The following is a 20,904-nucleotide window of genomic DNA, read 5'->3' on the forward strand; positions in this document are numbered from 1 at the left end:
CATGCCGAAACCGGTTCTGGACATCCACAACGTCACAAAGCACTTCGGTGCGGTAAAGGCGTTGACGAATGTAAGTTTCAGCCTCCATCGCGGGGAAATTCACGCGATCTGCGGCGAAAACGGAGCCGGCAAATCGACGCTGATGAATATCATTGCCGGTGTGCTGCAACCGGATGAGGGTGAAATCCTCGTGGAAGGCGAGGCGGTGAAAATCGCCTCTCCTTCAATAGCCCAATCATTTGGTCTGGGGCTTGTGCACCAGGAAATCGCGCTTTGTCCTGATGCGAGCGTGGCGGAAAATATCTTCATGGCCGCGACGAGCCGCCAGCGATCGTTCCTGATGGACTATCGTAAATTGGAACGTAAGGCGCAGGAAGTCATGAACCGGCTTGCACCGATCGACGTGCGTCGCAAGGTTGCCGATCTTTCCATATCGAGCCAACAACTGGTTGAGATCGCCAAGGCTTTGACACTGGATTGCCGGGTGCTGATCTTTGACGAACCAACAGCTGCATTGACCGAAGCCGAAACCCGCATATTGTTCGATATTATTCGGGATCTGAAGGCGAACGGCATTTCCATTATTTACATCAGTCATCGAATGGCTGAGATTTTCTCGCTCTGCGACCGTGTCACAGTTCTGCGCGACGGCCGATATGTGTCCACGGAGAGGGTGGCAGATGTGACGCCCGATGATGTTGTCCGCCGTATGGTGGGCCGTGAAATAACCCAGCTCTATCCGCCTAAACAGCAAAGCGCTGAGGTGTCAGGCGAGACAATCCTTTCGGTTCGTGGCCTTGGTGACAGAAGCCGCTTCCTTGATATCAATATCGAGTTGAACAAAGGCGAGATACTAGGCATTGGCGGTCTGATCGGCTCTGGCCGCACGGAGATTGCCGAGGGCATTTGCGGTCTGCGGGCGATCACGGATGGCGAAATCCGCTTGCACGGTCAGGTACAGGCAATCAAGACTTACACGGATGCCGTAGAGGCTGGCATCGTCTATCTTTCCGAGGACCGCAAAGGTTCTGGCGTTTTCCTCGACATGTCGATCGCCCAGAACATTTCCGTTCTCAATCTCAAGGCGCTGACGGGACATCTGGGGCTGATTAATGCGCGGGGCGAAGCACAGCTTGCCCACGCATTCGCGCAGCGGCTGAATATTCGTATGGCCAACATCGACACGCCTGTATCAGCGCTCAGTGGCGGCAATCAGCAAAAAGTCGCGATTGCCAAACAGCTCGCGGTGCAACCGAAGGTCATCCTGATGGATGAGCCGACGCGCGGCATTGATGTCGGCGCAAAATCCGAAATTCACCTGTTGCTTCGCGATCTGGCAAGGTCCGGCATCGGAATCATTGTCATCTCGTCAGAGCTGCCGGAATTGCTTGGATTATGTGACCGGGTGCTGGTTATCCGGGAGGGAAAGATCGCGGGTGAACTCGGCGCAGATGAGATGACGGAGGAGGCGGTGATACGGCTGGCTTCCGGTGTCAATCAAAGCGAACAAACACGGTTGGCGACAGATCATGCTGCCTGAAAAGTCTATGGGAGAAAATAACATGGTGGCTGAAACAATCGGAGTAAGTGCTACGCGGACACCGTCCTGGAAAAGGCTGGGTTCAATGCGGGAAGCCGGGCTGATCGCGATCATTCTGGCACTGTGCATTGCCATGAGCTTTGCTTCACCGCATTTTCTGACGCTCGGCAATTTCCGCGCCATGCTGATGAGCTTTTCCGTTGAAGGCATTGTTGTGGTTGGCATGACAATTCTGCTCATCGTCGGCGGTATCGATCTGGCGGTGGGTTCCGTAGTCTGCTTCGCAATGGTGCTTTCAGGCTCGCTTTTCCTTGCGGGACTGGACCCGTGGAGCGCCTCGCTTATCGGTATTCTGGCAAGCAGTCTGATTGGCTGCGTGATGGGCTTCTTTGTTACCGTTGTCGGACTTAATCACTTCATCACGTCGCTCGCCGGAATGGTGATTGTACGTGGCCTTTGCCTTATAATCACCAAAGGAACGCCGCTCTCGCTCTTCACCCTACCCCCCGCGTTCAAGGCAATCGGGCAGGGCAGTTTCCACGGCGTGCCCTATGTCATCATAATTTTCATTGCTGTCGTTGTACTTTTCGACTTCCTGTTGCGGCGTGCAACAGCTTTGCGAAAAGTCTTCTATACCGGAAGCAATGAAAAGGCCGCTCTTTACTCAGGCATCAGGACCAATCAGGTCAAGTTCTGGGTGACTGTTCTCTGTTCCACGCTCGCCGGGGTGGCAGGCGTCATCTATATGTCACGCTTCGGTGCGGCGACCCCTACATTCGGCGTCGGCATGGAGCTGAACATCATCGCAGCGGCTGTTATTGGCGGCGCGTCATTGAATGGCGGATCGGGAACAATTCTTGGTGCGATCCTCGGCATTGCCCTGCTTTCGGTGGTCACAAGCTCGCTGGTTCTGCTTAATGTATCGGTTTACTGGCAGGACATGATCAAGGGTTGCATTCTACTCGGCGCAGTATCCATTGACCACTTTTTGCACAAGCGTAAGGCTTCCTGATATGACTGTCGTCAGACTCAACGCAAAACTATCTCCAGCACCACGCGAGGAGATTGTCATTGCCAGGCAAATGCATCAGGCATTGGTGTTGCACTTCGTGGAAGGCCTGACACAAGCGCAGATCGCCGATCAGCTCGGCGTATCACAGCCGACAGTCAATCGCCTCATTAAGCGCGGGCGTCAGCTCGGACTGGTCGAAATCAAGATAAAGTCACCTGTTGAACCGCTCATCGATCTGGAAGAACGGTTGCTTGCGCTGGGGGGTATCAATCGGGCTGTCGTGGTGCCCACAGTGTCGGACAATCCGCAAACAGCATTGCAGGCGGTTGGTGAAGCGGCGGCTAGGTTGCTCCTGCAGCAGATTTCCGATGGCGATACAATCTGTATCACAGGCGGCAAGGGCGTCAGTGCCGTTGTTGCCGGGCTGCAGGTGCCGCGGCCGTTCAATATCGAGGTTGTGCCCGCAACTGGCTGCGTCCAGGGCAAGCATTACACTGATGTCAATCACGTTTCGACATTGCTGGCCGACAAGCTCGGCGGACGGGCTTATCAAATTCATGCGCCACTCTTTGCAGATACGGCGGCAGAACGATCGATGCTTATCAATATGCGGTCGGTCGCGGATGTTTTTAAGCGTGCGCGGGAAGCCAAAGTCGCAGTTGTCGGTATTGGCTCCATCCTGACCGATGATTCGAGCTATTATGACTTGCACCCATCGTCGAGTACCGACCGGGAAGCGATTGAGCGCTCCGGTGCAAGCTGTGAACTGCTGGCCCATCTGCTGGACGACCGGGGGCAGGTTTGCGGCTACAGCTTAAACGATTCCCTCGTTTCACTCACCTTGAGTGAATTCGCCTCGATTCCAACAAAGATTGGCGTGGCGAGTGGGCCGAACAAGGCAAAGCCAATTCTCAGCATTATGCGCGGCAACCATCTGGATACGCTGGTGACGGATGAAGCAACGGGTATGCGTATTTTAGAAATTGCAGAGGCAGAAGGAAGCTGGGCATGAATAATGGGCAATTGATACGTGCCATTGGCAAGTCCGGTGTAAATGCCTCGGCTGTTGGCTTGGGGACATGGGCCATCGGCGGCTGGATGTGGGGTGGCACTGATGAAAATCAGTCCATAGCCGCAATACAGGCCTCCCTTGATGCCGGTGTCAGTTTAATCGACACAGCTCCCGCCTATGGCCTTGGGCGCTCGGAAGAGATCGTTGGCAGGGCGTTGAAGGGAAGGCGTGACAAGGCAATCATTGCCACCAAATGCGGGCTGGTCTGGCACACGCAGAAGGGACAGCATTTTTTCGATCAGGATGGAAAACCGGTTCATCGCTATCTCGGGCGCGATGCGATTTTCCACGAGATCGATGAGAGTCTCAAAAGGCTGGGTACCGATTATATAGATCTGTATATCACGCATTGGCAGGACCCGACGACACCCATCGAGGAGACCGTACAGGCACTGGAAGATTTGCGCAGTGCCGGCAAAATCCGCGCAATCGGCGCAAGTAATCTTAGCCAGAACGAACTCAAAGCCTATGTCGCAACCGGCTCGCTGGATGCTATACAGGAACGGTTCAGTATGATTGATCGCGAAATCGAGACGGATCTACTTCCGGTCACTCGAGAGCAAGGCGTATCTACACTGAGCTATTCTTCTTTGGCGCTTGGGCTCCTTGCCGGGACGATTGATCCGCATCGCGTATTTTCGGGTGATGATCAACGCAAGGATAGTCCCCGCTTTTCTACCAGTAATCGTTTGAAGGCCAAACAGTTTGCCGAGGCAATCCAGCCCGTAGCAGAAAAGCATCAGGCGAGTATCGCCCAAGCAGTGATTGCATGGACGCTGGCACAACCCGGCGTGACATTTGCCCTGTGCGGTGCACGAAATCCGGAACAGGCTTTGGAAAATTCCAGAGCCGGAACAATAAGACTTGATGAGCAAGACCTTGCGGCCCTTGACGCGGCCATCGCAGTGAAACTGACAAATATGGACAGGTAACGGGCTGCATCATGAAGCGTGAAGAAGTATTTGACGGGCTTCGCCGGAGCCCGAAGGTGGACGTGTGTGTCATCGGCGGCGGAATAAATGGCCTCAGCGTGTTCCGTGAACTGGCGCTGCAGGGCATCAATGTTCTGCTTGTCGAGAGGAATGATTATTGTTCGGGCGCCAGCTCAGCTCTTTCGCGCATGGTTCACGGCGGTCTTCGCTATCTCGAAAACGGTGAATTCAATCTGGTGAAGGAATCACTGGTTGAACGCGACCGCCTGCTTCGCAACGCCCCACATATGGTCGCGCCCTTGCCTACGACCGTGCCGGTTTTCAGTTTATTCTCTGGCCTTGCCAACGGTGCTGTGCGTTTTCTTGGCCTGACTCGCAAACCAAGCAGGCGCGGTGCTCTCGCCATAAAGGCAGGCTTAAGCATTTATGATTTTCTGACACGCAAGCGCGCTTTGATGCCCAAACATCAATTTCGCGGGCGGCAAGCCAGTCTTGGCAAATGGCCAGCGCTCAACCCAGCCATCAAAAGTTCGGCGACCTATCACGATGCTTGGGTCAGCCATCCAGAGCGAATAGGAATTGAACTGCTCCAGGACGGCATGTCAGCCAATGCTTCGGCCCGTGCGGTCAATTATGCCGAACTTCGCCGGGATGCGTCGGGCGTTTTTGCTGTCCATGACCATATCAGCGGAGCCGCCATAACCATAAAGCCAGACCTGATTGTCAATGCGACGGGCGGCTGGATAGATATGGCCAACGCCACATTGTATCCAAAAAATGCCTTGTCTGCACCGCTCATGGGCGGCACCAAGGGATCTCACCTCATCATCGACAATGCCGAGCTTCTGAAAGCCCTTGATGGCCATATGATCTATTACGAGAATGAGGATGGCCGCGTCTGCATTCTCTTTCCCTATCTTGGTAAAGTGCTGGTTGGCTCTACGGATATTCGGGTTGATAACCCGGAGAATGTCACCTGCACCCCGGAGGAACGAGACTACATTCTGCAATCCTTGGCCTTCGTGCTGCCGGCAATCAAGATAAAGCCGGAAGAAATCGTCTATCAGTTTTCCGGCGTGCGTCCGCTGCCTGCGAGCAAGGATCAGTTTACGGGGCGCATTCCGCGAGATCATTTTTGCACCTTTATCGAACTGGATAAAAGTGGCCCGCCTGTCCTTTGCATGATCGGCGGCAAGTGGACAACGTTCCGTTCCTTTGGCGAACTGGCTGCCAATATGGCTCTGTCCAAACTTGGCCGTGAGCGACGAGTGGTTACAGAGGATCGCGCCATTGGCGGAGGCCGGGCTTTCCCGGCGAATAGTGATGAATGGATATCGCGTGTCGCTGCCCTGACCGGCCTTGAGGAACAGCGTATTGATCAATTGTTCCAACGATATGGAACAGATGCTGAAGTGCTCGCACAATTCATTGCTGCGGGGAACGATGAAGCAATGCCGCATCCAGGCTACTCAAGGCGCGAGATTCTGTTCCTGATCAGAAACGAAGCGGCTGAGCATTTGGACGACATCCTGCTGCGGCGCACCACCTTGGCGATCAGCGGAGAGCTTTCACTATCGATGACAGACGCGGTTCTGGGCCTGCTCGCCGCTGAAAAGGAATGGTCTGTTGCACGCCGCAATGATGAGCGAGCGAAGTTTTTATGCCTGCTCTCAGAGCGGCATGGCGCTGATATCGCCGCACAAAGCGCACGAAATGAAGAAGGAGACTATCATGAGAAACAACAGCAAGGTTCGGATGAACCGTCTTTTCGGCAAGGGGCGCTGCCTCGACGTGGCGATCGATCACGGAGTGTGCAATGAGCCGACCTTCCTGAATGGTCTGGAGGATATGGAATCTGTCGTGAAGGCATTAGTTGCTGCAGCTCCAGACGCCATACAGATGAATTACGGCCAAGCCGATCTTTTGCAAAACGTGGACGGGAAAGATAAGCCCGCATTGGTCATGCGTATCGACATGGGCAATCCTTACAACCCGTTTCGTCACCGCAATATGTGGGCGGTTTTGCAGAATGAAGCCGAGCCACTGATTGGCGCGATCGAAATGGATGCAGCCTGCGTCGTCGTCAATCTGTTCATGCTGCCCGATGAGCCGGACCTGTTTCGGCAATGTGTTCAAAACATTTCACGCGTGCGCGCCGATTGCGACAAATATGGGCTGCCCTTGATGATTGAGCCGCTGGTCATGCAGCCGGTCACCGAGCGGGGAGGCTATATGGTTGATGGCGATGCGGATAAGATCGTAACGCTGACACGGCTTGCCCGCGAGATGGGGGCCGATATCGTCAAGGCTGATCCGACAACCAATGCAGAGGATTTTCATCGCGTTGTTGAAGCTGCCCGCTGCCCGGTTCTTGTGCGCGGTGGCGGCAAAGAAGACTTGAAGAACGTGTTTGTCAAATCGGCAGCTTTAATGCAGCAGGGCGCGATGGGTATGGTCTATGGCCGCAATATCTACCAGCATGCAAATCCGGGCGCTGTGGTTCGTGGACTAATGGCCATAATCCATGACGATGCCAGCGGCGAGGATGCCTACGCGCTTTATCAAGAGGGTTGAGCATAAGCATAGAACCTGAGGAGGGGTTCCGGATGGGAGAATATCTATTAGGGCTCGATGCTGGCAACACGATCATCAAGGCGGTGATCTTTGACAGGCAAGGCCGTGAAATCGCTTCGGCTGCACAGGAAGGGCACAGTGCGATGCCCTTTCCCGGGCATGTGGAGCGGGGTCTCGGGGAACTTTGGGAGAATGCCAAGCTAGTCATCAGAACCTGCATCGAACAGGCCGGGATCGAGCCTGAAGATATCGCAGCAATCGGCTGTGCGGGACATGGCAATGGGCTTTATACGCTGGATCATTCCGGTGAACCATTGTTTGCAATCCAGTCGCTGGATACGCGTGCAGCACCACTTGTCGAGTCATTATTGGCTGAAGGCGTCGGAGATCGCACCTATCCGATAGGTTTGCAACGTCCCTGGCCATCCCAAACCCCAACCCTGCTGGCGTGGATCAAGCGTAATCGACCGGAAACCTTTCGCAAGATCGGGACAGTGTTTCTGTGCAAGGATTTCGTGGTCAATCGCTTGACGGGTGCGCGGGTCAGCGAAGTGTCCGACATGACCGGCTGCGGATTGTTGAATGTTGCCGAACGCCGCTATGACCAAGACCTTCTGGACGCGTTCGGTTTGGGCGACTGCATGGACATGCTGCCGCCTTTGATCGAAAGTGCGGACATTGCGGGAACGGTCACGGCGAAGGCGGCTGCTGAAACCGGATTGGCCGCTGGAACGCCAGTCATTGGCGGATTCTTTGACGTGATCGCTTCCGCCATCGGGTCCGGGGTCACGCGCACGGGTGCCGCTTCCATCATTGCTGGAACATGGAGTATTAACCAGGTGATCATTGATCGTCCGCGCCTGGAAGGCCCGGTGTTCATGTCATCGACCTTTGATCGCGATCGCTATATGGCGATTGAATCGAGTGCTACTTCAGCAGCCAATCTTGAATGGCTGGTGCGTGAATTCTTCCATGGCGAGCAGCCGGATGGTCAATCACCATTCGATGTCTGCTGCGAATTGGCATCATCAATTGAGCCAGCGGCAAATGATCCAATCTACCATCCCTTTCTTTATGGCGCGCAACAGGACGGTAATGCGCGGGCGGGTTTCTACGGTGTTGCAGGCTGGCATACAAAAGGCCATATGGTTCGAGCATTGCTGGAAGGCGTAGCTTTCGGCCATCGCCAGCACATCGAAATGATGCGCGCCGCCGGAGCGAGCTTTAACGAGGCCGTGCTTTCCGGAGGCGGTTCGCGCAGCTTGATCTGGCCGCAAATATTCGCCGATGTGCTGGGTTTGCCTGTATCCATTGCCCGCTCAAGCCAGACGGGTGCGCTGGGGGCTGCCATCGCGGCAGGAACGGGAATTGGCATATTCGCAGATTTTTCTGCTGGTGCTGAAGCAATGGTCACCAGTGAGCGGCACTACAAGCCCGATGCAAAACGAGCAAAGCATTATGAACGTCGCTACCAATTATACCTCGAGATTGCCGCAGCTATGGCTCCAATCTGGCGGCAAATGGCGGAAAGCGATGCAGTCGCGACCGAGGTGGCAGCGTGAATATGCATCGCACCGAGCAAGCCTTCGATGAGGGCGTCTACGACTTTATCATCGTCGGGGCTGGTTCGGCGGGGTGCGTTCTTGCCAACAGGCTTTCTGCCAATCCAAAGCATCGCGTTCTCTTGCTTGAGGCTGGCGGAAACGACCGATACCACTGGATACACGTGCCAATCGGCTATCTCTTTTGCATGGGGAATCCCAGAACCGACTGGATGATGAAGACCGCTGCTGAACTAGGTTTGAATGGCCGCACTCTTCCCTATCCGCGCGGTAAGGTGCTGGGTGGCTGCTCGTCGATCAATGGCATGATTTATATGCGCGGACAGGCAGCCGATTACGATGGCTGGCGTCAGGCAGGCAATACTGGCTGGGGCTGGGATGACGTGCTGCCCTATTTTCTCAAGTCTGAAGACAATTATCGTGGAAAGTCCGCCTTGCATGGAGCTGGCGGTGAATGGCGGGTGGAACGTCAAAGATTATCCTGGCCCATTCTCGATGCATTTCGGGATGCGGCGGAAGAGCTTGGCATTCCCAAAACGGAAGATTTTAATACCGGCGATAATGAAGGCTCGGGCTATTTCGAAGTTAATCAGCGTGGCGGCTTACGCTGGAATACCACCAAGGCGTTTCTTCGCCCTGCCATGAAGCGACGCAACTTGCGGGTCGTGACCGGGGCAGAAGTGGAGCGGGTGGAATTCGAAGGCAAGCGGGCCGTGCGGATCGGTTATCGTTTGCAGGGCCGAGCCTGCATTGCACGCGCTTCGGGCGAAATCATTCTGTCGGCAGGCGCAATCAACTCTCCGAAAATCCTGGAACTGTCCGGCATCGGAAACCCTGCCATTTTGAAAGATGCAGGCGCTGCGCCCTTGCACGATCTGCCTGGGGTGGGTGAAAATCTGCAGGACCATCTTCAAATCAGGACAGTGTTCCGCATCGAAGGTGCGCGAACATTGAACCAACTTTATCACAATCTCTTCTCGCGGGCTGCCATGGGGTTCGAATATGCGCTACGCCGCTCAGGACCTTTGTCCATGGCCCCGAGTCAGCTCGGCATTTTCGCAAAAAGCGATCCCGGACTCCTAACGCCTGATCTTGAATACCACGTGCAACCGCTCAGCACAGATCGGCTGGGCGAGCCTCTGCATCGCTATCCCGCTGTTACCGTCTCGGTTTGCAATTTGCGGCCAGAAAGCAGAGGTACAGTCCATATAAGCAAGGCTGATTCCAGCCTTCCACCCGATATCAAGCCGAACTACCTGTCGACGGTGGGCGACAGGCTGCTTGCAGCCCGGTCAATTCGTCATGCCCGAAATCTGATGGCGACCAAGGCTGCAATGAAATACCAACCACAGGAAATGCTGCCTGGAACGCAATATCAAAGCGATGACGAGTTAATTCATCGCGCAGGTGATATTGCAACGACGATTTTTCATCCGGTTGGTACGTGCCGGATGGGCCGTGACAATTTGGCGGTCGTCAATACGGACTTGCAGGTGCATGGGCTGGAAAGGTTGCGGATTGTGGATGCATCGGTGATGCCATCCATCGTCTCTGGCAATACAAACTCGCCGGTTATCATGATCGCAGAAAAAGCTGCCGACCTAATTCTGACAGCAGCCCGCTAGGGCAAATTTTGCTCTAATCAAGCAGGCTTCTGGCTGGAATACTGACCCTGCACACGGAAGCGCCAAAGATATGACGGCAAAATCGTCTCAATGGTTTGCGGACGAATGCCGAGGCCTTCAAGCGTGCGCCCTTCTGCCTTTGCTTGTTCGGAAACGACATTGTCATTTCTAAGCTGGATCACCTGATCGGAAGTAATCATCGGCTTTGGCAATAGCCCAAGGATCGAGCCTTGTATGGATGCTACCCAGAATGGAATGGGGAGGAATGCCCGCTTGCGGCCAATAACACGGAGCATTTCTTCCATGCACTGGCGGAACGTCAGAACTTCTCCGCCGCCTAATTCGTAAATTCTGCCCTGCTGCAAGGCACCGTCGACAGAACGCGCGATCACCTCGGCCACATCGCCGACATAAACCGGTTGAAACTTTGTATGACCACCGCCGACCAATGGCAGGAACGGGGATATGCGCGCCATGCCGGCAAACTTGTTGAAGAATCCATCCTCTGGTCCAAAAATAACGGACGGGCGGATAATATACGCCTCCGGCAGAATTTTCAGAACGGCTTCTTCAGCACGCCCTTTCGTACTGGCATATGCGGATTGCGATTGCGAATGAGCACCCAGCGCCGACATATGGGTAAGGGGAACGCCTGCTGCACGGGCTGCTTCAGCAACAGCACGCGCGCCAAAATCATGTACCGTGCTGAAACGCTGGCTGCCTCCCTCATAAAGGATGCCAACCAGATTGATGACATGGTCAGAACCGGCGACTGCGCGATCCACCGACCAACGGTAGCGCAGATTGGCTTGAACTGCCTGAATTTGACCAACGCCACCCAATGGCTGCAGATGAAATGCAAGATCAGGGCGTCGAACCGCGACCCGAACCCGGTAGCCGCGTTTGGCGAGCGCGCGAACCACGTGACGACCGACAAAGCCAGAGCCTCCAAAAACAGTAACCAGTTTTGGTTTGGTGATTGTCATTGAACTCTCCTGAGCAGTCAAAACGTACAACAGCTATTTCTATGCTGTTTAATGCGTTTTGATGTCGACGCAAAGGCCTGTTGTCTCACGAATCTCGCGGCGCGTTGCCGCGCTTTGAACCATATAGGTCGTCAGGCCGACATGCGCAGCATGATTTCGGCGTTTAAAAGAATGCGCTCATTTGCCGGTAATACTGTTTTGGTGTCACGCGTTTCGCCGAGCTTCTGAAACATCAATTCGACCGCCAGCCGACCGATTTCCTTATGGTTTTGCGCAACAGTGGTGAGCGGCGGGCACATATAACGAGCAAAGGGCTGGTCATCGTGCCCTGCCAAGCGAAGGTCATCATTCTGACGCCGGCCAATCTTCAGTCCCGCTTGATAGGCCGCGGCCGAAAGACCTGCCGCTATGCGGTCATTGCCGCATAGCACGGTCTTGGTCGGAAAAGATCCATTTCGCAAGATTCGAATAGCGGCATCAAAGGCGAATTTTTCAAGGTTCCATGTGTTTTCTGGATCCACGGGCACAAAAAGCGGCTCCAAGCCCAGATCATCCATTGCCGCGACATAGGCGCTCCTGCGACCCTGCACATTATTGTTAAGCGGCGGCATGCCAAAATAACATGGAGCGTCGCCTGATCTGGTTAGATAATCCACGATGAGCTTGACGCTCTGCCTGTTATCGGTTCCCACGAAGGGGGACGTATCATCAAGCGAGGAGTCAATATACACAATGGGTACTGACTCAGCGGCTTTTGCCAGTTTTTCCTGATGTGATGACGAGCCGAGCGCGCCTATGATAACGCCAGCTACATTCATGGATTGGAATGTTTCAAGCGCGCGCTGCTCAAGCTCCGGTCGTCCTTCGGAGCTTTGCATGAAAACCATATAGCCTGCCAAACCCGCCAAATCCTGTATGCGACGTGTCAGTGACATATAGAATGGATCGTTGGAATTAGGCACGATCACGCCAAGAATATGCGTTCTTCGATTGCTGGCAAAAAGGTTGGGCTTGTAACCGGAGCGAAGGATCGCGGCTTCGACAATTTTGCGCGTGCTTTTGCGGACAGACGATGGATCGTTAAAGTATTTCGACACTGTCGGGCGCGAAAGACCAGCAAATTCGGAAAAGTCTTCCATAGTTTTGATGTCTTTGGGCATCGGTTAAATTCCTTTTTGGACCACAGGCAATCCGAAAAAAAGAATTGCAGGCTGAGTCCTGATAAATGAATGAGGTCAAAACTGTGCAACTTTCAGTTGCACAAATATTCGTAAAAGTAGCAATTAAGCGTATAGTGAGATGATATTCATTTGCTAAAGATCTAATGTTAATTCATTGATTGCAAAAAACCATATAAATACTTTTCCAGCCGATTAATGCACGTATCTGAACCAATAGGTTTTAATAATCTATGCTGGAATAAATTTCTAGCTGCCAGATTCGATATTGTTGAAATAGTATTCAAATCCAGACTGCTAAGGAGTGAATATGACATTTGCGCCCATACCATCGCAGCACTACGCAAATGTCGATTTCGTAGAGACATGGCATGGAGATTGACTGATGGAAGGCGCAATACCAAATCCGGAAGTATTCACACACGTACGGGTCATCATAGGCATTATTCTCGGACTCAGCGTATCGCGTCTGCTTACCGGTGTTGCCCGGATCATCCAGCATCCGCAGCACAGAAATATCTATGTCGTTCATTTGGGCTGGGTGCTTTTTACCCTGCTTACGGTGGTCCATTTCTGGTGGTTTGAGTTCTATCTTCACCAGCTGGTGCTATGGAAATTCGAGGCCTATCTCTTCGTCATCTTTTTCGCCAGCTTGCACTTTCTGGCATGCGCCATGCTGTTTCCGGACAGTATGGAGGGCTATGACGGCTATGAAGATTACTTCATGTCCCGCAGAGCCTGGTTTTTCGGCATTATGATATCGATATTTGTTTTCGATTTTATCGATACCGCAATGAAGGGGTACGCCCACTTCCTCTCTCTCGGGCCTGAATATCCCTTGCGTAATCTGGCGCTGATAGGGCTGCTCAGTGCCGGGATTTACTTTAGCAACCGAAGAGCCCGACTTGCAATTCTGGTCGCAGCTCTAATCATTCAAATGGCTTTCATCCTCGTTCAGTTCGATACGATCTAGTTTAGGAATAAGCCCTTGCAACAAAAAACCCGCCGGCGAACCGGCGGGTTTTTTTACTCAAGTCCGAAAGTGGACTTAGTTCTTTTCGCGGTTCTTCAGGGCTGCGCCGAGAATGTCGCCGAGCGAAGCGCCGGAGTCTGTCGAACCATACTGGGCAACAGCTTCCTTCTCTTCAGCGATTTCAAGCGCCTTGATGGAAACCTGCAGCTTGCGGGTCTTCTTGTCGAAAGCGATGACGCGCGCGTCTGCCTTCTGACCAACAGTGAAGCGCTCTGGACGCTGTTCGTCGCGGTCACGGGACAGATCAGCACGGCGGATGAAGGTGTCGAGGTCGTGATCGACCAGACGCACTTCAAGGCCACCATCGGTGATCGCCGTAACTTCTACGGTTACAACGGCGTTCTTGCGCAATTCACCCGAAGTCGCTGCTTCGCCGACCTTGTCGCCGGTAAGCTGCTTGATGCCAAGCGAGATGCGCTCTTTCTCGACGTCAACGTCGAGAACTTGCGCCTTGACCATGTCACCCTTGTTGTACTCTTCGATGACCTGTTCGCCTGGACGATTCCAGTCGAGATCGGAGAGGTGAACCATGCCGTCTACATCGCCATCGAGGCCAATGAACAGGCCAAACTCGGTCTTGTTCTTGACTTCGCCTTCGACGATCGTGCCGACAGGGAACTTTTCAGCAAAAGTGGTCCAAGGATTGTCGAGTGTCTGCTTGAGGCCGAGGGAGATGCGGCGCTTGACCGGATCCACTTCGAGAACAACGACTTCGACTTCCTGTGTTGTCGAGAGCAGCTTGCCCGGATGCACGTTCTTCTTTGTCCAGGACATTTCAGAAACGTGGATAAGGCCTTCGATGCCTGGCTCGATCTCAACGAATGCACCGTAATCAGTGATGTTGGTAACCGTACCGGTGATCTTTTTGCCGATTGGGTACTTCGCACCGATACCATCCCAAGGATCGCTTTCGAGCTGCTTCATGCCGAGCGAAATACGATGTGTTTCCTGGTTGATACGGATGATTTGAACCTTGACCGTCTGGCCAATGCTCAGGATCTCCGAAGGATGGTTCACACGGCGCCATGCCATGTCTGTTACGTGCAGAAGACCGTCAATACCGCCGAGGTCAACGAACGCACCGTAATCGGTGATGTTCTTGACAACGCCTTCAACGACCTGACCTTCTTCGAGGTTCTGGACGATTTCAGAACGCTGTTCCGCACGGCTCTCTTCGAGAACTGTACGACGCGATACAACGATGTTGCCGCGACGCTTGTCCATCTTGAGGATTTCGAAGGGCTGCGGATTGTGCATAAGCGGGGTAACATCGCGGATCGGACGGATGTCAACCTGTGAGCGCGGCAGGAAGGCTACGGCGCCATCGAGATCGACAGTGAAACCACCCTTGACCTGATTGAAGATCACGCCATCGACACGTTCGCCGCGGTTGAACTTCTCTTCCAGGCGAACCCAGCTCTCTTCGCGGCGTGCTTTTTCGCGCGACAGAACAGCTTCACCCAGCGCATTTTCGATGCGCTCAACATAAACTTCAACGATATCGCCTGGCTTGAGCGAACCGTCCTTGGCTTTCGCGCCGAATTCCTTCAGCGGAACGCGGCCTTCAACCTTGAGACCGGCGTCAATGATCGCCATGTCTTTTTCGATGGCAACAACACGGCCCTTTACAACATAACCTTCTGCAAGGTCGTTGGTGGCAAAGGACTCGGCGAGAAGAGCTTCGAAATCTTCGCGCGATGGATTGGCTTGAGACATATATACTCCTGAAGTGTCCGGCTTTCCGCTTTTAGGAAAGGTTTTTGGACACAGGCACCGGTGGTTCGAGTTACGGATCATTCACATGCCAACCCGCCCTATGAGGGCAATCCGGTGCGAGGGCTGACTGCAAATGTATTACTTGGTATTACGGGCTTCCCGCGCCAAGGCCTGATCGATCAGAGTTTTGGCATTAAGAAACGCGGTCTCTATATCCATTTCTGTCGTATCAAGCAAGTGCGCGTCCGCTGCCGGCTTCAACGGAGAGTCTGTGCGCCCCATGTCACGCGCGTCGCGGCGGGTAAGGTCGTCGAGAACATCCTGATAATTTACGTCCTTGCCGCTGGCTTTGATTTCATCATGCCGCCGCTTGGCGCGCGCTTCCGGCGAGGCAGTAATGTAAAGCTTCACGGGAGCATCAGGGCAGACAACGGTACCGATATCGCGCCCATCCAGCACTGCACCCGGCGATAGCAAGGCAAATCCCTGCTGTGCCGAGACTAGCGCCCGGCGTACGGCCGGCATGATGGCGACTTTTGATGCTGCTTCACCAACATCGTGTGCGGACAGAACGGTACGATCCAATGTCGACAGATCGATTGAACGTGCGGCTTTCTCGGCCAAAAACTCATCGTCGAGCGGCATGCCCTGATCCAGCAAGGTTTTGGCCACCGCGCGGTAGGTAAGACCCGTGTCGAGATGATGATATCCGTAAAATTGGGCGAGACGCCGTGCAAGCGTGCCCTTGCCTGAGGCCGCTGGACCATCAATGGCGATGGTGAAATGTTTCGGCGGCGATAATTCTAGTTCATCCTTGTCGAAGAACCACTGCCAGAGCGCAAAAAGCAGATAGGCTGCGGCCAGAACCAGCGTGATGAGCGGTGTAATGCCGATGGTTACAAAGGCAAAGCCGCCAAGTGTCGTCATCATCGATTCGAGCCACTCGGGCAGATAGGTGGCCAGATTTTGCAGGAATGTATCAATTGCGAGGATGAGAAACAGCTGGAAAACAAATAGCCAGAATAGCAGCGCGAACAGCCCGAAGCGAACTTTGAGTCCGATGCGCTCTATAGCGTAGGGGATAGCCGTAATCGCAATTGATGCCAGCAGGAAATACATCAGTTGGTTGTCCTGTTGCCTGTAAAGAACCCTATACCGTAACCGGCTATCGACCCAAGTGCTGGTGGCAGCAGGAGAAACTGGTAAGGCATCCACTCGCTCGCAACCGCAGCTTCGGAGATGTTCCACGCATAGAGGAAGATCAGCAGTAAAGGAAGAACGATACGAAAAATCGTACAGCTTATACCCGGCCACCGCCGGTCGGACCTGCTGGCGAGCGTGCCGGCATGGGCACTCTTTGCGGCCCACACGATGAATGGGATACTGGACATTCCGTAAAGCCCATAAACTGTAATAGCCGAAAAAAATGAATTCATTGGGTCGTCATGCTGGCGCAGCAAGTTCAGCGATCTGTGCCCCCATGCCAGCCATCATCGCCATGAATTCAGGGAAACTTGTCGCAATCATGGTCGAATCATCGACGGTAACCGGTTTTTCTGAAACCAATCCCATGATGAGGAAGCTCATTGCGATACGATGATCAAGGTGGGTTTCCACTATACCGCCGCCGATCGTCTTGCCGTCCGGGCGTCCGCGCACACTCAGTGTTTCGGTGCCTTCCGTGCAATCGACGCCATTGACCTTCAAGCCATTGGCCACGGCAGAAAGCCGGTCAGACTCCTTCACCCGCAATTCTTCCAGCCCGTTCATCACCGTCTCACCGCTGGCAAAACTCGCCGCAACAGCCAGAACGGGATATTCGTCGATCATCGACGGCGCACGGTCTGCCGGTACCTCCACGCCCTTCAGTTCAGAATATCTCACACGCAGATCGGCAACATCCTCGCCCCCTGCAAGTCTGGCATTCATGATTTCAATATTCGCACCCATTTCCTGCAAGGTCAGAATCAGCCCGGTGCGGGTCGGGTTCATCAGGACGTTGCGGATGGTGACATCCGAGCCGGGAACCAGCAGAGCGGCGACCAGTGGAAAAGCTGTCGAGGAAGGGTCACCCGGTACATCGATTGTCTGGCCGGTCAATGTGCCCTGGCCTTCAATGCGAATATGGCGCACATTATTCTTGTCAGTTTCCACGGAGAGATTCGCGCCAAAGCCTTGCAGCATCTTTTCCGTATGGTCGCGGGTCATCACCGGTTCAATCACTGTGGTTATGCCGGGTGTGTTCAAACCAGCGAGCAAAACAGCTGATTTCACCTGCGCCGAAGCCATTGGGACCCGGTAAGTGATAGGAGCGGCTACTTTGGGGCCGCGTAAGGTGAGCGGCATCCGGTCGCCATCGGCAGCGGAAACCTGAACGCCCATTTCGCGCAGTGGATTGAGGACGCGGCCCATCGGCCGCTTTGATAGGGATGCATCGCCGATGAAGGTGGTTTCCATGGCATAGGTCCCGACAAGCCCCATGGTAAGACGTGCGCCGGTGCCGGCATTGCCGAAGTCGAGAGGCGCTTCAGGCTGCAACAGACAGCCATTGCCCGTTCCCTTGATAATCCAAACGTCGCCTTCTTTGGCAATTGTTGCACCCATGGCCTGCATGGCGCGTCCTGTATTGATAACGTCCTCACCTTCAAGCAGGCCGGTAATGCGGGTTTCGCCAGAGGCCAGACCGCCAAACATGAAAGAGCGATGCGAGATCGATTTGTCGCCGGGAATACGGATATCGCCTGTAAGGGCGTTTGAGCGGCGGGATATTGCAGGTTTTGGCAGCGAATCGTGGGACATGATTAAGGGTCAATCGCGAAAAATAGGGTGGGCGGGGCAAACTCGGTAGGCTCTAACACAGCTTGGTTCCTTGGTCATCTTGCAAATTCAATCCTCACGCAGTGCTTTTTTCGCTTTGACAAATGCGGCGAATTGCGTTTATGGGACCACGAATTTTTTTATGAGGTGCGGTCGGAAAAGCTGCGTCTTCAGGAAACAAGCGTATAACCCCAAAAATCGATTCGATTTTGGATAAGGATTATGCGCCAATACAAAGTGTTATTGCGTGCACGTGGGTCCCTGGGAGCACATGGCGCAATGATTGTCAGCCGAATGCAGGCAAGCGCAGCAAGACGAGGCAGAACGTGGCTAATCCAAAACTTGGCACCAAGCGTGTTGACCCGGAAACCGGGCAGAAATTTTATGACCTGAACCGCGACCCTATTGTTTCGCCGTTCACAGGCAAGACCTATCCGCTCAGCTATTTTGAGACGACGGTCTCTGCCCGGGAGGAAGAGGAAGAAGTAGAAACTGAAGAGCTGGATGTAGCACTGGAGAAGCCGGAATTCGTGGCTCTCGAAGAAGCTGATGGCGACACAGACAGTGATGTTCCGGATTTGGGCGACGATGTTGAAGTCGATGATTCGGACGATGACGATACATTCCTCGCGACCGACGAAGAAGACGAAGATGACGACGTCACTGACATTCTTGGCGGCGGCATAGGCGACGACGACGAGAATTGATTCTAAAAATAAGTTCCGTTCGCCGAGAAATAAGCGGCGAACGGGGCTTGATCTTCGCGTGAGCGGAAGCTAATAACCCGCCATCTTCGGATGGCATAACAAGGTTACCAGTCCTTGTTGAATATAAGCCGGTTTACCGGCACGGCCCAATGGGTCGATTGGAATGGGGCCATAGCTCAGCTGGGAGAGCGCTTGCATGGCATGCAAGAGGTCAGCGGTTCGATCCCGCTTGGCTCCACCAAATTTCTCAATTTACCGCAATAATGAACCGGCAGTCGGTTTCAATCGCGCAGTAACGAGCGGTGCGATAAGCCAAGTCGCAAGTCTGGCCTGGTCAAAATCCATGCGATCAGCCAAAGCACGATCAAAATCTGCCTCCTCCGCAGCAGAATCAAACCGCGAGACGCTGACGAGGACATTCTCTCCGAGACGCACCGGGAGGCGGGTGAAGCTGTTTTCACTGTGTTCAGAAGCCAGAAGAGCGATCCGTCTATCGCCAGAATCGTCAAGAATAGGTGCGAGCTCAGTCTTGTAGAATTCGAGAAAACCTGTCTCCGCGGACGCTCGGAGCTTGTATGTTGCGATCCGGAATATGCTTGAAGCAGGTGCGGCCTCTTGATTTGCGTTGCGGCTCACAGGCAGCTCGAAATCCAAGCCGTCATAAGCAGGATGCAGCAACAGGACATCATCTGAATCCACCATCGTGGCATTGGCCGTATGGCGATGCTCGCCCCAGACCGGTCCGTCGTAGAACGCGGTCAGAGCCTTCTGCCTTGCCCGCATATCATTAAACCCACGAAACCAGACGAACGCATCAGGATCGTCCATATCTGTAAACTGACCAATGATCTTCATGCCGCAATGCTCTTGGCCTTCAAGGAAATGCTCATCGAAAACGCCAATCAGCTCGTCGCGCCGGTTGGGATGAAGTGTATAGCGCCGCAGCTCGATAATGGGGCTGTAGTTCGATGTCTTTGCTGGTTCAGTCATCGCCTTCTCCAAAAACAGGTCAATCATCCTGTTTAATAAAACCGGTTGTCCTGTTTTGTCAATTTGATAGTCTAGAACGGAGAATCACGGAGCCGTCCGAATCCGGTCACAGCGATTGAAATTTGCGCGCAGTGAGAGCTTTGATGCAAAAAGAGAAGCCGAAAAGAACTAACAATCCGCTGGCCATGCGAGCGCGGATTTTGGACGTGGCTGCCGCTCTTTTTCAACAAAACGGATATAATGGTACCAGCATACAGGATGTGGTGCAGGCGGCGGCAACCACCGGTGGGGCCTTGCATCATCATTTTGCGACAAAGAAAGCGCTCGGCCTGGCGGTGATTGCCGAGCGTGTTGCGGCAGAGGTTCAGGAAACTGCGATCAAGCCAGTCTCAACAGCCGCATCGGTCGGCGAGGGCGTCGCGACTTTTCTCGATAATGTCGCCACGACTTTGGATCGCAATCAGGCGGTGTCCGGCTGTCCGCTTAACAATCTGGCCCTGGAGCTCTCCTTGGCCGATATTGATTTTCGCCAAGCGGTGAGCACGGTGTTCGATGAATGGCGCGAGGCGATTGTCGTGCGGCTTAAAACCGACAGGCCGGCAATGAGTGCATCTGATGCGCAAGATTTGGCGACGCTGGTCGTTGCCAGCTATTCGGGTGCAATGGCGATAGCAAAGGCGAGCCAGAGTGCGGAGCCGCTGCGTGCCAGCGCCCGGCAATTGGCTCTAGTTCTTGCTTGAGAAAACCACAACCGCGAAGAGTAGAACGCCGGCAAACACGATCAATGAGCCTATGCCTACGAGGGGCTCCAAAGCTGCGTTTCCCAGCGCCATGAAATAAAGCGAGGGGATCATCACCACGATCCCGGTCGTGTAGACAGCAAACTGCCACATCACCAGTTTCCCCTCTGCCTTCTTAGGGTTAAGGGCGTAGTAGGTTGCAAAAATGGCGCTGCTCACCCAGCCTAAAAGATTAAGGTGGGCATGCGCAGGAAAAGGGCTGTGATCGCCAGAAATCCCCATGTGAAGCCCCATCATGACTCCAATAATGAAGAAAATCGTCGCCGATTTGAAAAAGAGCTGAGAAATCTTAGGCATAATTGTCCCCCCGGAAGCCCAAGCCAAGAACATACTCTCAAATCAAAAACCATTCCAGCCAGC

General features: G+C 53.9%; 19 protein-coding genes and 1 tRNA gene. 12 read left to right on the forward strand and 8 right to left on the reverse strand.

What is annotated here, in order from left to right:
* Nucleotide 1 precedes the first annotated feature (1 nt).
* From AC6CHM_RS15180 to AC6CHM_RS15215, 8 genes are read left to right on the forward strand one after another with little or no spacing between them, the layout of a single operon-like run.
* Nucleotides 2–1,540, forward strand: a complete 1,539-nt coding sequence (locus AC6CHM_RS15180) for a sugar ABC transporter ATP-binding protein (protein ID WP_440807948.1) — start codon at nucleotides 2–4, stop codon at nucleotides 1,538–1,540.
* Between the two features lie 22 nt (nucleotides 1,541–1,562).
* On the forward strand, nucleotides 1,563–2,552 hold the full coding sequence (locus tag AC6CHM_RS15185) for an ABC transporter permease (protein ID WP_498173643.1): 990 nt from the start codon (nucleotides 1,563–1,565) through the stop codon (nucleotides 2,550–2,552).
* A 1-nt stretch (nucleotide 2,553) separates the two neighbouring features.
* Nucleotides 2,554–3,564 carry a sugar-binding transcriptional regulator gene (locus AC6CHM_RS15190; RefSeq protein WP_115054592.1) on the forward strand — a complete coding sequence of 337 codons (1,011 nt, stop codon included), beginning with the start codon at nucleotides 2,554–2,556 and terminating at the stop codon, nucleotides 3,562–3,564.
* Nucleotides 3,561–4,556 carry an aldo/keto reductase gene (locus tag AC6CHM_RS15195; RefSeq protein WP_498173644.1) on the forward strand — a complete coding sequence of 332 codons (996 nt, stop codon included), beginning with the start codon at nucleotides 3,561–3,563 and terminating at the stop codon, nucleotides 4,554–4,556. The genes AC6CHM_RS15190 and AC6CHM_RS15195 overlap by 4 nt, the downstream gene beginning before the upstream one ends.
* Before the next feature lie 11 nt (nucleotides 4,557–4,567).
* The gene (locus AC6CHM_RS15200; RefSeq protein WP_498173645.1) at nucleotides 4,568–6,376 is read left to right on the forward strand and encodes a glycerol-3-phosphate dehydrogenase/oxidase; all 1,809 of its coding nucleotides are present in this window, start codon (nucleotides 4,568–4,570) and stop codon (nucleotides 6,374–6,376) included.
* Nucleotides 6,288–7,130 (forward strand): class I fructose-bisphosphate aldolase, encoded by an 843-nt coding sequence (locus AC6CHM_RS15205; protein ID WP_115054595.1) that lies wholly within the window; start codon nucleotides 6,288–6,290, stop codon nucleotides 7,128–7,130. Before AC6CHM_RS15200 ends, AC6CHM_RS15205 begins: the two co-directional genes overlap by 89 nt.
* A gap of 32 nt (nucleotides 7,131–7,162) precedes the next feature.
* Nucleotides 7,163–8,692 (forward strand): FGGY-family carbohydrate kinase, encoded by a 1,530-nt coding sequence (locus tag AC6CHM_RS15210; RefSeq protein ID WP_307281747.1) that lies wholly within the window; start codon nucleotides 7,163–7,165, stop codon nucleotides 8,690–8,692.
* A 2-nt stretch (nucleotides 8,693–8,694) separates the two neighbouring features.
* Nucleotides 8,695–10,317: a GMC family oxidoreductase gene (locus AC6CHM_RS15215; RefSeq protein ID WP_498173684.1), complete on the forward strand. Its 1,623-nt coding sequence runs from the start codon at nucleotides 8,695–8,697 to the stop codon at nucleotides 10,315–10,317.
* Between the two features lie 17 nt (nucleotides 10,318–10,334).
* Here AC6CHM_RS15215 and AC6CHM_RS15220 read toward each other — a convergent pair whose 3' ends face one another.
* Together AC6CHM_RS15220 and AC6CHM_RS15225 are read right to left on the reverse strand one after the other, a co-directional pair.
* Nucleotides 10,335–11,303 (reverse strand): complex I NDUFA9 subunit family protein, encoded by a 969-nt coding sequence (locus tag AC6CHM_RS15220; RefSeq protein WP_115054598.1) that lies wholly within the window; start codon nucleotides 11,301–11,303, stop codon nucleotides 10,335–10,337.
* Nucleotides 11,304–11,434: 131 nt separating this feature from the next.
* Nucleotides 11,435–12,463, reverse strand: a complete 1,029-nt coding sequence (locus AC6CHM_RS15225) for a LacI family DNA-binding transcriptional regulator (protein WP_307281752.1) — start codon at nucleotides 12,461–12,463, stop codon at nucleotides 11,435–11,437.
* 403 nt (nucleotides 12,464–12,866) lie between these two features.
* Between AC6CHM_RS15225 and AC6CHM_RS15230 the strand changes: the two genes are divergently transcribed.
* A complete protein-coding gene (locus AC6CHM_RS15230) occupies nucleotides 12,867–13,454 on the forward strand; it encodes a hypothetical protein (RefSeq protein WP_307281755.1) in 588 nt (195 codons plus the stop codon).
* Between the two features lie 75 nt (nucleotides 13,455–13,529).
* Here AC6CHM_RS15230 and rpsA read toward each other — a convergent pair whose 3' ends face one another.
* The 4 genes from rpsA to aroA all read right to left on the reverse strand — a co-directional run bounded on the left by rpsA (nucleotide 13,530) and on the right by aroA (nucleotide 18,029).
* Nucleotides 13,530–15,230, reverse strand: coding sequence for a 30S ribosomal protein S1 (rpsA, locus tag AC6CHM_RS15235; protein ID WP_115054601.1), 1,701 nt, complete (start codon nucleotides 15,228–15,230; stop codon nucleotides 13,530–13,532).
* 138 nt (nucleotides 15,231–15,368) lie between these two features.
* A complete protein-coding gene (gene cmk / locus AC6CHM_RS15240; protein WP_307286316.1) occupies nucleotides 15,369–16,007 on the reverse strand; it encodes a (d)CMP kinase in 639 nt (212 codons plus the stop codon).
* A 341-nt stretch (nucleotides 16,008–16,348) separates the two neighbouring features.
* Nucleotides 16,349–16,666 (reverse strand): hypothetical protein, encoded by a 318-nt coding sequence (locus AC6CHM_RS15245; protein WP_307281761.1) that lies wholly within the window; start codon nucleotides 16,664–16,666, stop codon nucleotides 16,349–16,351.
* Between the two features lie 7 nt (nucleotides 16,667–16,673).
* Nucleotides 16,674–18,029 (reverse strand): 3-phosphoshikimate 1-carboxyvinyltransferase, encoded by a 1,356-nt coding sequence (aroA, locus tag AC6CHM_RS15250; protein WP_498173646.1) that lies wholly within the window; start codon nucleotides 18,027–18,029, stop codon nucleotides 16,674–16,676.
* A 344-nt stretch (nucleotides 18,030–18,373) separates the two neighbouring features.
* Between aroA and AC6CHM_RS15255 the strand changes: the two genes are divergently transcribed.
* Together AC6CHM_RS15255 and AC6CHM_RS15260 are read left to right on the forward strand one after the other, a co-directional pair.
* Nucleotides 18,374–18,754: a TIGR02300 family protein gene (locus AC6CHM_RS15255; RefSeq protein WP_115054805.1), complete on the forward strand. Its 381-nt coding sequence runs from the start codon at nucleotides 18,374–18,376 to the stop codon at nucleotides 18,752–18,754.
* 165 nt (nucleotides 18,755–18,919) lie between these two features.
* A tRNA-Ala gene (locus AC6CHM_RS15260) sits at nucleotides 18,920–18,995 on the forward strand.
* 11 nt (nucleotides 18,996–19,006) lie between these two features.
* Here the strand turns inward: AC6CHM_RS15260 and AC6CHM_RS15265 are convergent.
* Nucleotides 19,007–19,744, reverse strand: a complete 738-nt coding sequence (locus AC6CHM_RS15265; RefSeq protein ID WP_498173647.1) for an NIPSNAP family protein — start codon at nucleotides 19,742–19,744, stop codon at nucleotides 19,007–19,009.
* A gap of 143 nt (nucleotides 19,745–19,887) precedes the next feature.
* On the opposite strand from AC6CHM_RS15265, the gene AC6CHM_RS15270 reads away from it, so the two are divergent.
* Nucleotides 19,888–20,484 carry a TetR/AcrR family transcriptional regulator gene (locus AC6CHM_RS15270; RefSeq protein WP_498173648.1) on the forward strand — a complete coding sequence of 199 codons (597 nt, stop codon included), beginning with the start codon at nucleotides 19,888–19,890 and terminating at the stop codon, nucleotides 20,482–20,484.
* On the opposite strand, the gene AC6CHM_RS15275 is transcribed toward AC6CHM_RS15270, so the two are convergent.
* Nucleotides 20,470–20,841, reverse strand: coding sequence for a hypothetical protein (locus AC6CHM_RS15275; protein ID WP_498173649.1), 372 nt, complete (start codon nucleotides 20,839–20,841; stop codon nucleotides 20,470–20,472). The two genes, AC6CHM_RS15270 and AC6CHM_RS15275, sit on opposite strands and share 15 nt — an antisense overlap.
* Between the last annotated feature and the right edge of the window lie 63 nt (nucleotides 20,842–20,904).

This window comes from Phyllobacterium sp. GQ127 (assembly GCF_059758635.1).

What these genes read in the sequence shown, in the direction of transcription:
- AC6CHM_RS15195 (WP_498173644.1), top strand. Translation starts at nt 3,561, where the DNA reads ATGAATAATGGGCAATTGATACGTGCCATTGGCAAGTCCGGTGTAAAT.
- AC6CHM_RS15205 (WP_115054595.1), top strand. Translation starts at nt 6,288, where the DNA reads ATGAGAAACAACAGCAAGGTTCGGATGAACCGTCTTTTCGGCAAGGGG.
- aroA (WP_498173646.1), bottom strand. Translation starts at nt 18,029, where the DNA reads ATGTCCCACGATTCGCTGCCAAAACCTGCAATATCCCGCCGCTCAAAC.
- AC6CHM_RS15185 (WP_498173643.1), top strand. Translation starts at nt 1,563, where the DNA reads ATGGTGGCTGAAACAATCGGAGTAAGTGCTACGCGGACACCGTCCTGG.
- AC6CHM_RS15210 (WP_307281747.1), top strand. Translation starts at nt 7,163, where the DNA reads ATGGGAGAATATCTATTAGGGCTCGATGCTGGCAACACGATCATCAAG.
- AC6CHM_RS15230 (WP_307281755.1), top strand. Translation starts at nt 12,867, where the DNA reads ATGGAAGGCGCAATACCAAATCCGGAAGTATTCACACACGTACGGGTC.
- AC6CHM_RS15225 (WP_307281752.1), bottom strand. Translation starts at nt 12,463, where the DNA reads ATGCCCAAAGACATCAAAACTATGGAAGACTTTTCCGAATTTGCTGGT.
- AC6CHM_RS15220 (WP_115054598.1), bottom strand. Translation starts at nt 11,303, where the DNA reads ATGACAATCACCAAACCAAAACTGGTTACTGTTTTTGGAGGCTCTGGC.
- AC6CHM_RS15265 (WP_498173647.1), bottom strand. Translation starts at nt 19,744, where the DNA reads ATGACTGAACCAGCAAAGACATCGAACTACAGCCCCATTATCGAGCTG.
- AC6CHM_RS15245 (WP_307281761.1), bottom strand. Translation starts at nt 16,666, where the DNA reads ATGAATTCATTTTTTTCGGCTATTACAGTTTATGGGCTTTACGGAATG.
- AC6CHM_RS15190 (WP_115054592.1), top strand. Translation starts at nt 2,554, where the DNA reads ATGACTGTCGTCAGACTCAACGCAAAACTATCTCCAGCACCACGCGAG.
- AC6CHM_RS15275 (WP_498173649.1), bottom strand. Translation starts at nt 20,841, where the DNA reads ATGCCTAAGATTTCTCAGCTCTTTTTCAAATCGGCGACGATTTTCTTC.
- rpsA (WP_115054601.1), bottom strand. Translation starts at nt 15,230, where the DNA reads ATGTCTCAAGCCAATCCATCGCGCGAAGATTTCGAAGCTCTTCTCGCC.
- AC6CHM_RS15215 (WP_498173684.1), top strand. Translation starts at nt 8,695, where the DNA reads ATGCATCGCACCGAGCAAGCCTTCGATGAGGGCGTCTACGACTTTATC.
- AC6CHM_RS15200 (WP_498173645.1), top strand. Translation starts at nt 4,568, where the DNA reads ATGAAGCGTGAAGAAGTATTTGACGGGCTTCGCCGGAGCCCGAAGGTG.
- AC6CHM_RS15180 (WP_440807948.1), top strand. Translation starts at nt 2, where the DNA reads ATGCCGAAACCGGTTCTGGACATCCACAACGTCACAAAGCACTTCGGT.
- AC6CHM_RS15270 (WP_498173648.1), top strand. Translation starts at nt 19,888, where the DNA reads ATGCAAAAAGAGAAGCCGAAAAGAACTAACAATCCGCTGGCCATGCGA.